The sequence below is a fragment of the Bordetella sp. 02P26C-1 genome (genome assembly GCF_009763255.1).
In the GTDB taxonomy this organism is placed as follows: domain Bacteria; phylum Pseudomonadota; class Gammaproteobacteria; order Burkholderiales; family Burkholderiaceae_B; genus Bordetella_A.
Genome location: NZ_WSJB01000004.1, coordinates 37315 through 49084, shown reverse-complemented (window position 1 = coordinate 49084; position 11770 = coordinate 37315). Strand labels below are relative to the sequence as shown.

General features: G+C 61.8%; 9 protein-coding genes. 7 read left to right on the top strand and 2 right to left on the bottom strand.

Going from position 1 to position 11770, the window contains the following annotated elements; all coding sequences use genetic code 11:
• Positions 1-5 precede the first annotated feature (5 nt).
• Both betC and GOQ28_RS02585 read left to right on the top strand, forming a co-directional pair.
• Positions 6-1595, top strand: a complete 1590-nt coding sequence (gene betC / locus GOQ28_RS02590) for a choline-sulfatase (protein ID WP_160355327.1) — start codon at positions 6-8, stop codon at positions 1593-1595.
• A 9-nt stretch (positions 1596-1604) separates the two neighbouring features.
• Positions 1605-2576: a Bug family tripartite tricarboxylate transporter substrate binding protein gene (locus GOQ28_RS02585; protein WP_160355326.1), complete on the top strand. Its 972-nt coding sequence runs from the start codon at positions 1605-1607 to the stop codon at positions 2574-2576.
• A 55-nt stretch (positions 2577-2631) separates the two neighbouring features.
• On the opposite strand, the gene GOQ28_RS02580 is transcribed toward GOQ28_RS02585, so the two are convergent.
• Entirely contained in the window at positions 2632-3534 is a 903-nt protein-coding gene (locus GOQ28_RS02580; protein ID WP_160355325.1) for a LysR family transcriptional regulator, read from the bottom strand.
• 148 nt (positions 3535-3682) lie between these two features.
• Here GOQ28_RS02580 and GOQ28_RS02575 point away from each other — a divergent pair, with 148 nt between their 5' ends.
• From GOQ28_RS02575 to GOQ28_RS02565, 3 genes are all read left to right on the top strand, one after another.
• Positions 3683-4594: a helix-turn-helix domain-containing protein gene (locus tag GOQ28_RS02575; protein WP_160355324.1), complete on the top strand. Its 912-nt coding sequence runs from the start codon at positions 3683-3685 to the stop codon at positions 4592-4594.
• Positions 4595-4751: 157 nt separating this feature from the next.
• Positions 4752-5726: a Bug family tripartite tricarboxylate transporter substrate binding protein gene (locus GOQ28_RS02570; protein WP_160355323.1), complete on the top strand. Its 975-nt coding sequence runs from the start codon at positions 4752-4754 to the stop codon at positions 5724-5726.
• Positions 5727-5783: 57 nt separating this feature from the next.
• Positions 5784-6107: an NIPSNAP family protein gene (locus tag GOQ28_RS02565; protein WP_160355322.1), complete on the top strand. Its 324-nt coding sequence runs from the start codon at positions 5784-5786 to the stop codon at positions 6105-6107.
• 19 nt (positions 6108-6126) lie between these two features.
• Here the strand turns inward: GOQ28_RS02565 and mdeB are convergent, their stop codons facing one another.
• Positions 6127-8832: an alpha-ketoglutarate dehydrogenase gene (gene mdeB, locus GOQ28_RS02560; protein ID WP_160355321.1), complete on the bottom strand. Its 2706-nt coding sequence runs from the start codon at positions 8830-8832 to the stop codon at positions 6127-6129.
• Between the two features lie 127 nt (positions 8833-8959).
• On the opposite strand from mdeB, the gene GOQ28_RS02555 reads away from it, so the two are divergent.
• Both GOQ28_RS02555 and GOQ28_RS02550 read left to right on the top strand, forming a co-directional pair.
• Positions 8960-9430, top strand: a complete 471-nt coding sequence (locus GOQ28_RS02555) for an Lrp/AsnC family transcriptional regulator (RefSeq protein WP_160350284.1) — start codon at positions 8960-8962, stop codon at positions 9428-9430.
• Positions 9431-9512: 82 nt separating this feature from the next.
• Positions 9513-11585 carry an OPT family oligopeptide transporter gene (locus GOQ28_RS02550; protein ID WP_160355320.1) on the top strand — a complete coding sequence of 691 codons (2073 nt, stop codon included), beginning with the start codon at positions 9513-9515 and terminating at the stop codon, positions 11583-11585.
• Positions 11586-11770: the final 185 nt, after the last annotated feature.

Genomic DNA, 11770 nt, shown 5'->3' with positions numbered 1-11770 from the left:
GCGCGATGTCTCCAGGCCAAAAACCCAATTTTCTTTTTTTGATGGCGGATCAATTAACGGCGTTCGCCTTACGCATGTACGGCAATGGCGTGTGCCGCACGCCCAATCTGGACCGGCTTGCGGCGCGATCGACGCGCTACGCGAATATGTATTGCAACTTTCCGCTCTGTGCGCCGTCTCGTGTGGCGATGTTGTCCGGGCGCTTGCCCAGTGCAGTAGGCGTTTACGACAACGCCTCGGAGTTCTCGGCCGAGGTGCCTACGTTTCTGCACCACCTGACCTTGGCAGGCTACAACACCATTTTGTCGGGAAAGATGCACTTCGTGGGCCCGGAGCAGCATCATGGTTTCCAGGAGCGACTGACAACCGATATCTACCCGTCGGACTTTGGATGGACGCCTGACTGGCGCGAGGAAATCCCAATCGCGCCGACCGGAATGAATATGCGTAGCGTCATCGAGGCAGGCGAATGTCGGCGCAGCATGCAGATCGACTACGACGACGAAGTGGTGTTTCGTGGGGTTCAAAAACTGTACGACCTCGGCCGGCTGCATCGCGATCGCCCATTTTTTCTGGCTGTGTCGATGACGCATCCGCATAATCCGTATGTGTCCACGCGTGATTTTCTCGAGTTGTATCGGACCGAAGAAATCGACATGCCTCGCGTCGGACCCATTCCTTTCGACCAGCAGGACGCGCATAGTCAGCGCCTCTGGTACATGTTCCGCCAGGACGAATACGACCTCGACGATGCGCATGTTCGCACCGCGCGTCATGCTTACTATGCAATGGTGAGCTATGTGGATGCGCAAGTCGGACGGCTGCTTGATGCGCTAAGCGCCATGGACTTGGACGAGTCCACGGTCGTCGTGTTTACTGCCGACCATGGAGACATGTTGGGCGAGCGCGGCCTCTGGTACAAGTGGGTGCACTTCGAACCCGCGGTGCGTATTCCGCTCCTTATCTCAGTGCCCGGACGTAGGCTCGCCGCCGTGCGCCATGAACTGGTGTCGCTCGTGGATATCTTTCCCACTGTATTAGATTTGGCCGGAGTGCATGTGCCAGATGACGCGTTGCCTGCGCTGGACGGGCGCTCGCTCGCGGATGGCCTGGGCGTCCAGCAGAATGACACGACTGGCGTGGTGTACGGCGAGATGAACGGAGAGGGCGCGCATGCGCCGTGTTTGATGGTGAGGAAAGCGTGGTGGAAGCTCATTGTGGCCGACAGCGATGCGCCACAGCTCTTCGATTTGCAGAACGATCCGCACGAACAGCGCAACCTGGCGGGTAAGTCCGAAGTGCGTGAGGTGGAGCGGCAACTGGTGGCGCTGGCCGGACAAAAGTGGGACGCGACGGGCCTACATCAAGCAATCTTGCAGAGTCAGGCGCGTCGTCGATTGATTCAACAAACCCGGCTGACAGGCGATTTTCCCGCCTGGGACTTTCAACCCTTTACGGATGCCAGCCGCCAATACGTACGTGCCGGTGCGCAGTCCAGTCCGTCAGTTGTCAAAGGCAAGCTACGTTATCCCCCGGTGGAACCGGTGGCCCCACAGCGTCCGCGCGCACCCAGCACAAGCCGCGCAATCAAATAGGAGAACACCATGAAGCGACGCACGCTGTTGACGAGCGCGCTGGCTGGCGCGTGGCTGGGCCTGAACGGGTCTGCGAAGGCGGCGCGGTATCCCGACCGCCCGTTGCAGTGGATCGTGCCTTATCCGCCCGGCGGGGCGACGGACTCGGTGGCTCGGGCCGTGGCGGCCTCGATGGGCGAACAACTGGGCCAGCCTGTCGTCATCCTCAATCGTCCGGGCGGGGCGACCAACATCGGTACGGAAGCCGCGATCAAGGCGCCCGCTGATGGGTACACGCTGCTGCTGGCAGTGCCTCCGCTTGTGGTCAATCCGGCGCTTTACCCGCAGTTGAGTTACCAGCCTCTACGCGATATGCAGGCCGTGGGTCTGGTGGCCCTGAATCCGAACGTGCTGGTTGTACCTGCCAGCTCGCCCTTTAAGACGCCACAACAGCTATTCGAGGCGGCACAGGCCAGGCCGGATACGCTGACGATCGGCTCGCCGGGGATTGGAACGGTTCCCCATTTGGTGAGTCTGCTGATCGGGCAGGAGTTGAATGTTCGCGTGGTACCCGTTCCCTACAAAGGCAGTGCCGCGCTGATGCCCGATCTGGTGAGCGGGCGTGTCGATGCCGCAATGAACAATTTATTTGCCGAGGTGGCATCCATACGCAGTGGAAAAGTGCGGGCCTTGGCCACATTAGGAGACCAGCGCTCGCCGTTGCTGCCGGATGTGCCCAGCATGACCGAGTTGGGATTGAGTCAGCTGGCGGGAATGGGCTGGATCGGTGTGGTGGCCCACAGCGGCACGGATCCATCGCGTATCGAGGTGCTGGAGCAAGCCGTGCTCCGTGCGGCGAAGGATCCCGCCATCGCCGGGCGACTCGAAGCGATGGGCCTGATGGTGCAGCCTCAAGGGCGGCAAGCGTTCCAACAACGCTTGGTAGCGGAAGCGCAGCTATGGCAGTCGACGGTGCGTCGCGCGGGCGTGACGGTCGATTAGACCTTCGTGCTGCCGTCGGCCGGCAAGTACAGACATGATCGTGCCTCGGATGTCCTCAGGACCGTATGCCCGCTATGCCCTGCCGGCACCCGCAGATGTCATGCACCAGGGCGCGGGCCTGTGCGATATCGTCGTCCTCGTGCGCGCGACGCGTGGCAGTCACGAGGTCGCGCGTCAAGGTTGGGTTGCATAGGGGCGCTGCCGACAGCAGGCCTTGATCTTTTTCGGGCTGATAAACCATGGGTGCGAGCAACGTATACCCCACCCCTTGAGACACCAGGTGCTTAATCTCGGCGATCGAATCCAGCGTGGCATGTTGCTGCAACTCGACGCCAGCCAAGCGCGCCTGCGCGTGGATCAGGCGCGTCAAACCGTGTTTGGCTGTGGGCAAGATCAGGGGATAGCGGCCTAGATCCCTGAACTCCACCGGTTGCGTGTCATGCAGTGCGCCAGATGGACCGACCAGATCAATGACGTCGGTGGTCAGTTTGGATATGTGCAGCTGCCGCAAAGGCTGGCTGGCAAATAGCACGCTGATGTCGAGACGGCCCGATTTCAGCCATTCCAGCAGATGGCCCGACATGCCTTCAATGAGTTCGACTTCAAATCGCCCTTCCTGCCGGGCACGTTCGAGTAGCTGGCCCGCGAAAGTGCGTGTCATACCGTTGGGGATGCCAATTTTCACGGCGCGGCCCGAGCAGGGCGTGGTCGCATGCCGGCGCTTGAGCTGATCGACCGCGCGTAAGATTGCCGTGGCGTCGCGCAGAACGGCCTCACCACTTTCTGTCAGGCTGACGCCCCTGGCCGAGCGTTCCAGCAGCCGCGTGCCGAGTTCCTCTTCCAGCGCTTTTATCTGGGCGGTCAGCGCGGGCTGCACGATATGCAACGCGGAGGCCGCCTTCGTGATGCTGCGACGATGGGCGGTCTCGACAAAGTAGCGCAGTTGGCGTAGTTCCATGGCGCGAGGGCGGGCAGTCCAGGTGAGTGGTAGCCGCATCGTAGCAAGGACGGGGCAGGTAACCAATGGGTTTCGTCCGGGGAGGGCGCTGCGCTCGAATGATGGTAAAGTTTTCGCCCCGACAGCGCGTTCGTAAATCGATAAACATATGACCGGGCCGCTCACCGATCAGGACTCCCGCACCGCCGCTGCCGACTTTCCGACTTTCGAGTCGACGGATTTTTCGGGCGAGGGCTCTTTCTATTTTGACTTGGTCCGCCTGCAAGGCAGGCCCGAGATCCCGCGTAATTTTCCGCATCGCCATGCCTACTACCACATCCTGTGGATGTCACGGGCGCGAGGTACGCACATGGTGGACTTTCATCCGCTGGAGGTACGGGATCACTCGGTGTTTTTCCTTGCGCCGGGGCAGTTGCATGCGTGGCAGTCGTCCGTGCCGCCGGAAGGCTATGTGATGAATCTGAGCACGGCGTTTTTCACGCATATGTTTCCCCGCGCGGACGATATCGGAAAGTTCCCGTTCTTTCATCCGACTAGCGGTCAGCCCGTGCTGTATCTGACGCCGGCGCAGCATGATGAGCTGCTGCCCCTGCTGCAAGTGATGGAGCAGGAGATGCAGGCGCGCCAGCTCGGCCGCTACGACGTGGTGCGTTCTTATCTGCTGATTCTGCTGACCCGGCTGCGCCGTCTGTATCCCGTCGATGCGCAGGCCCTTTCGGCGGGGCGCAGCTATTCCCTCGCCAAGCGGTTTACGTTGTTGGTCGAAGAAAAATACCTGAACTTTCGTAGTATTCGCGAGTACGCCGATGCCTTATGCGTGAGCGAGCGGCAGCTCAACGACGCCGTCAAACGCACCGTCGGGCGTACGGCCAGCCGCCTGGTGCAGGAACGGTACGTCCTGGAAGCCAAGCGCCTGCTCGCCAATACCGATGGGGGCGTCGCGGAAATTGCTTTCCAGCTTCACTTTGACGACCCGGCCTATTTTGCGCGCTTTTTCAAAAAGCACACCGCGATGACGCCGGGGCAATTTCGCGCCAGCATGCTGAGTCTGCGCGGTTGAGCGCAGAAAAGTGCAATTCAAGCACTGATCCGTCCTACCAAGTTCCCACGTTTCCTGCGTAAAGTGCGTCCTATGCCGAAGCCCTGCATCGACAGGGATATGGCGTCTGACTATACGAACGACACGGCTCGCTCGCGAGCCGCCAGAGGAGACAACTATGAACCCGACTCTCGCGCGTCTGCTGCGCCCGATTCTTGCCGGCACCCTGGCCTTGACCTGCGCGGTCGCCTCGGCCGCCTTTCCCGACCGCCCGGTTCGTATCATCGTGCCGTTTGCCGCCGGCGGCGCGACCGATGTGATCGCGCGCACGGTGGCGCAGGAAATGTCGACGAAGCTGGGGCAGCCCGTCATCGTGGAAAATCGGGCCGGTGCTAACGGCAATATTGGCGCGGGCGCGGCAGCGCGTGCCGAGGCGGACGGCTACACGCTGTTGATGGCGACTTCCAGCCATGCGATTAACGCCACGCTATATAAGAATCTCGACTACAGCCTGACCAAGGACTTCACGGGTCTGTCGAATCTGGCATCCGTACCGCTGCTGTTGGTGGTCAACCCACAGGTATCGGCCAGCAATGCCTCTGAAATGTCCGACTATGTGCGCGCCAATGGCGATCGCGTGTCGTACGCCTCGGGCGGCACCGGTACGGCCGCGCATCTGGCGGGAGCGCAGTTCAATTCAGTGTCCAAAGGCAGTGCCACCCACGTGCCCTACAAAGGGGGCGCGCCGGCGCTGAACGACCTGATCGGCGGCCAGGTGCAGTTTATGTTCGCCAATCTGCCGGAGGTGTTGTCTCAGGTGCAAGCCGGCCGGCTCAAGCCGATCGCGGTGACCGGTAAACAGCGCCACTCGGCGTTGCCCGATGTGCCGGCGTTTTCGGAAACAAAATTTCCGGAGATGAACGCGCGCTCTTGGTTCGGGCTATTTGTGCGCGCGGGAACGCCGCCCGACGTGGTGACGCAACTGTCAGACGCGATCACGGCCAGCGTTGCATCGCCGGCCGTGCAAAGCAAGCTCAAGGACCTGGGCGCCGACCCGGTGGGCGACGGCACCGCGGCGTTTGATCCGTACGTGAAACAGGAAGTCGAGCGCTGGCGCGATCTGGTGGTCGCCTCGGGCGCCTCGGTGGAGTGATTGGTGCGCGCGGCCGCCATATCGGCGGCCAGCATCCCCTTTATATGGAGAAATGTGATGCTCTACGATGTCAGAACCTATACCTGCCAACCCGGCAAAATCAAAAAACACCTGGCGCTATACGCCGAGTATGGTTTTGACGTGCAACGTCGTCATCTGGGCGAGCCCCTGGCCTATATGCAAACCGAAACGGGCGACGTGAATAGCTATGTGCACATCTGGGTGTACGAGGATGCCGCCGATCGTGCCCGCAAGCGTGCGGCGCTGCAGGCCGACCCGGCATGGGTGGATTATCTGGCGCGCAGTGCCGAGGCGGGTTATCTGGTGTCGCAACGCAATCAGTTGATGACACCGGTGCCGTTTTTCAAACCCGCACAGTGAGTCAGCGTGGGGGGGCTCCTCACAACTGCCACGGGTTATCGGAGCGCTGCGCGGTGTGCATTTCGCTGCGCAAGCGCTGCAACGCATCTCCCAAGCGCGGTTCCTCGCCCGCCGCTAAATCGAGCGCATGCAGCGCGATCCAATCCGCGCTGACTTCGAAGAAGTCACGTAGCCGTGCCCGCGTATCGCTGCGGCCAAACCCGTCCGTGCCCAGCACGCGCATGGGGCCCTTGATCCAACCTCGTATTTGTTCAGGCACGGCGCGCACGTAGTCGCTGACCGCCACGACCGGCACGGAGCCGGGCAGGCACTGTTCGATCCAGCTTTGCGTCGGCGCGTCGGCCAAGCCCAGCACGCGTGCGCGCTCGCAGGCACGCCCATCACGCGCCAGCTCGGAGTAGCTGGTCACGCTCCAGACTTCGGCATGGACGCCGAATTCATCCTTCAGGCGCTTTGCCGCGCGCAAGGCTTCATTGAGCATCGGGCCGGCCGCGAGCAGGCGCACTTGTGCCGTGCCTTCGATCGGACCATTGGCGTTGCTCGCGGCGGCGACCCGATACATGCCGCGCAAGATGCCTTCACGCACGTCTGCGTCGGGCATGCTGGGTTGCGGCAGGTTCTCGTTCGTGACGGTGATGTAGTAGAACTCGTCATGCTGTTCTTCCAGCATGCGCTGCATGCCGTGTTCGAGAATCACGGCGACCTCGTACGCGTACGCCGGATCGTAGGCTCGGCAATTCGGCACGGTCGAGGCGATGAGATGGCTGGAGCCATCCTGGTGCTGCAGGCCTTCGCCGCCGAGCGTGGTGCGCCCGGAGGTCGCGCCTATCAGAAAGCCACGCGCGCGCTGATCGGCAGCGGCCCAGATCAGATCGCCAATCCGCTGAAAGCCGAACATCGAGTAATAGATATAGAACGGCAGCATGGGCAGGCCGTTGACCGAATAGCTGGTGCCCGCCGCCGTCCAGGACGAGATCGCGCCGGCTTCGGTGATGCCTTCTTCGAGAATCTGACCGTCCAGCGCCTCGCGGTAATAGAGCACCGAGCCGATGTCCTCGGGCTCGTACAGCTGGCCTTGCGCGGAATAAATGCCGATCTGGCGAAACAGATTGGCCATGCCGAAGGTGCGCGCTTCGTCAGCGACGATGGGCACGATGCGTTCGCCCAGGGTCGAGTCTTTCAACAGCGCGCTCAGCATGCGCACGATGGCCATGGTCGACGACATCTCCTTGCCATCGGCTTGCAGGGCAAATCGCGCCCATTGCTCAACCGTGGGCACGGGCAAGCGTGGCGACTCCGTGCGGCGTCGCGGCAAATGCCCGCCCAAGACCTTGCGGCGCGCTTGCAGATAGCGCACTTCCGCGCTGTCGTCGGTCGGACGGTAGAACTTCAGCGCCACGCAATCCGCGTCGGAAATCGGTAGCGCGAACCGGTCCCGGAATGCCAGCAACGCCTGATCGTCCAGCTTTTTCTGCTGGTGCGTGGTCATTTTCCCTTGGCCCGCCGCGCCCATGCCAAAGCCTTTCTTGGTCTGAGCCAGGATAACCGTGGGCTGGCCGCGATGGCGCACCGCGCGATGATAGGCGGCGTGGATTTTGACGATATCGTGCCCGCCGCGACGCAGTCGGTCGATGGCCTCGTCCGACCAATCAGCCACGAGCGCGGCCAGCTCGGGATTCTGATTAAAGAAATGCGCGCGGTTATAAGCCCCGTCGTTTGCCGCAAACGTCTGGAACTGACCATCCACGGTCTGAGAAAACGCCCGAGCCAAAGCGCCTTCGGTATCTCGGGCGAGCAGGGGATCCCAATCCCCGCCCCACACCAGTTTGATGACGTTCCAGCCGGCGCCGGCATAGAGCGTTTCGAGTTCGTCAATGATGCGGCCGTTGCCGCGCACCGGCCCGTCCAGGCGCTGCAGGTTGCAATTCACTACAAAAACGAGATTGTCGAGTTTTTCGCGCGCGGCCAGTGTCAGGGCGGCGATCGACTCGGGTTCGTCCATTTCGCCGTCGCCGAACAGCCCCCACACTTTGCGCCCGGACGGTTGTGCCAGCGAGCGATTTTCCAGATAGCGCATAAAGCGCGCTTGATAGATCGCGTTGATCGGCCCGATGCCCATGGAGCCGGTTGGGAATTGCCAGAAATCGGGCATCAGCCAGGGATGCGGATAGGAAGACAGCCCGCGCAAGCCGCGTTCTTTGGCGGTAATCTCCTGGCGGAAATGGGCGAGGTCGGCTTCGTTGAGAAAGCCTTCCAGGAACGCGCGCGCATAGACGCCCGGCGCGGAATGCGGCTGCAGATAAACCAGATCCCCGGCAAATCCCTCGCACGGCGCGCGAAAGAAATGGTTGAACCCCACCTCGAACAAGTCCGCGGCCGAGGCATAGCTGGCGATATGGCCCCCCAACTCACCGTGGGCCTGATTGGCGCGCACCACCATGGCCAGCGCATTCCAACGGTTGATCGACGCGATGCGTTCCTCCATCGCGAGGTCGCCGGGAAAGGGCGGCTCTTGGCGCGCGGAGATCGTATTTAGATAGGCGCTGCGCGTCTGGCCGGCCGCGCGCACGCCTAGCGAGGCGGCTTGCGCGAGCAGGGCGTCGAGCACAAACGCGGCGCGCTCGATGCCCGCGGCTTGTACGAGCGCGCATAGCGCCTCGCGCCATTCGCCGGTTTCGAGGGGATCGATGTCGTAGGGGGAAGGGGTGGCCACGGCGTCAAGCATGGTGAAGGTGTCTCCGTTATGAAACATCATCCTAGCGCGTCCGTGCTGGCATGAGTGTTCGAAAATGCGCTGAAAACGGCGAAGCCACGGCATAATGTTTTGGAGAATATATCTGAGACGAAAAAATATGCCGACGACTGCCCTCGACGCCATTGACCGCCGGATTCTTAGCATTTTGCAAACCGATTCCAGCATCACGAATGTGGAACTGGCGCGCCGGGTCCATCTGTCACCTTCGCCGTGCCTGGCACGGGTCAAGGCGCTGGAAGCCGCCGGCGTGATACGCGGCTATGTGGCGTTGGCCGATCCGCTGCAACTGGGCCTGAGTCTGAATGTGTTTATCCAGGTCAGCTTGGAAAAGCAGGTCGAGCCAGAACTGGAGCGCTTTCAGAACGCCATGGCGGAATGTCCGGAAGTCATGGAGTGCTATCTGATGACCGGAGACTCCGATTACCTGCTGCGTGTGGTCGTCCCAGACATCCAAGGGCTGGAGCGATTCGTTGTCAATCGCCTGTCGCGGATCCCCGGCGTTAAGAACATACGATCGGGTTTCGCACTGAAACAGGTGAAATATCAGACGGCTTTACCGTTGGAGTAAGGTAGGCGTTTTTTGACGAGAGGTAGAATTCGGCACCTCTCTGAATACTTACCCCCCTCACACTGCAAGGACAGGTTGACTCATGGCTGAGCCTGCGCGCATTCCCGATTCGATGACGCTACCGGAACTGACTCTCCGTGGCGTGATCATCGGTGCTTTGATTACCGTTGTTTTTACCGCGTCAAACGTGTACCTGGGCCTGAAGGTCGGCCTGACGTTTTCCTCGGCGATTCCCGCGGCCGTGATTTCGATGTCGGTGCTAAAGCTGTTCCGGACATCGAACATCCTCGAAAACAACATGGTGCAGACGCAGGCTTCGGCGGCCGGCACATTGTCGTCCATTATTTTTATCCTGCCTGCCTTGGTCATGATGGGGCATTGGCAAGGGTTTCCGTTCTGGCAGACGTTGGGTCTATGCGCGGCCGGCGGCATGCTGGGCGTGATGTTCACGATACCGCTGCGGCACATCATGGTGGTGAAAAGTGACCTGCCTTATCCGGAAGGGGTCGCAGCCGCCGAAATTCTGCGCGTGGGCAGTCCTCCGATAGGCGAAGGCAAGGGGGCACCAGTGGGTACGGCGGCGACTGCGCAACGCGAAGGCTCCCAGCCGAAAGCCACCGGCATGGGCGACATCATTAAGGGTGCAGGCATTGCCGCGGTGGTGAGCTTTGCGGCCAGCGGCCTGCGGGTGCTGGGCGATTCGATCAGCCTGTGGCAATCGATCGGCGCTGCCGTGTTTCGTCTGCCCATGGGATTCTCGCTCGCGCTGCTGGGCGCAGGCTACCTGATCGGTATTGTCGCGGGGTTGGCGATGCTGACCGGCCTGGTGATCGCCTGGGGTATCGCCGTGCCGGTGTTGACCGCCATGGGCGACCGGGCAGCCGATATGTCCATCGTGGATTACGCAACCGGCCTGTGGAGTTCGCAGGTGCGTTTCATTGGCGCGGGCGTGATCGGCGTGGGAGCCGTCTGGACGCTGGCGACGCTCTTTATGCCCATGATGCGCGGGATCAAGACTTCGTTCTTCGCGCTCAGCCGGGAAGGACGGGCCCAGGCCGGCGCGGCCGCGCGCACGGAGCGGGATATGTCGGGCAAATGGATTGCCCTGGTGACGGTGGTGCTGGTGGCTATCCTGGTGGCGACGTTTGTGTCGTTCCTCAAGGGGGAGCCAGCCGCGCAAGGTAGCATCGGCATGCTGGTCACCTATGCCGTTGCCTTTGCGTTTGTGTTTGGCTTCTTGGTGGCTGCGGCTTGCGGTTACATGGCCGGCCTGGTGGGTTCGTCGACGAGTCCGATTTCCGGCGTGGGGATCGTGGCCATCGTGCTGGTGTCGCTGCTGATGCTGGCGTTGGAAAGCGCCACCGGCTTGCTCGGCTCGCAAGCAGGCGTGCAGATGGCCATCGCGTTGGCGATCTTCACCACCTCGGCGGTGGTCGCGGTGGCCTCGATTGCGAATGACAACCTCCAGGATCTGAAGACGGGCTGGTTGGTGGGCGCCACGCCCTGGCGTCAGCAGGTGGCGCTGTTGATCGGCTGCGTGGTGGGGGCGATCGTCATTTCGCCGATTCTGGAGCTGCTCTACAACGCGTACGGTTTCGCCGGCGCTTTGCCTCGCCCGGAAATGGACCCCGCGCAGGCGCTGTCCGCGCCGCAGGCCACGCTGATGTTGGCGATCGCGCAAGGGATTTTCACCCACCAATTGAACTGGCTGATGATCGTCATCGGGATGGCGGTGGGTGTCGGTCTGATCGTTCTTGATGCGATTTTGAAGCGCACCTGCCGTGTCGCGCGGATGCCGGTGCTGGCCGTTGGGATTGGCATTTACCTGCCCCCGACCGTCAGCACGTCTCTGGTCGTGGGCGCGGTATTGGCCTGGTTGATCGAGCGAGCGCTGCGTCGGCGTGCCGAACGCACGGGTCAGCCTTATGATGCCTTCGCCGAGCCGCACATCCGGCGCGGCACGTTGATGGCCTCGGGGATGATCGTGGGCGAGAGCTTGATCGGGGTGCTAATGGCTGCCATCATAGGGGCAACCGGCAACGAAGCACCGCTGGCTTTGCTGGGCGCCGATTTTGCGTCGGTGGCCGAGTGGTTGGGCCTCGCGGTATTCGCGGCGGTCGCAGTGTGGTTTTACCGGCGTGTCGTGGTTTTCTAGAGACAGCGCCGTTTTGCTCTTTCAGTCCTGAAATGTTGGATCCTGCAGGCACGTAGTCAACATCATGACGGACGTTGACGGGGGTTGCCCCGATATTCCCGGCCGATTGCCATGCCCTGGCTTCGGTCCGGGTTGCCGCGCTGCGGCAAGACAGGCGTAGCCCTGGGGGGTATACTTTTGCGCCA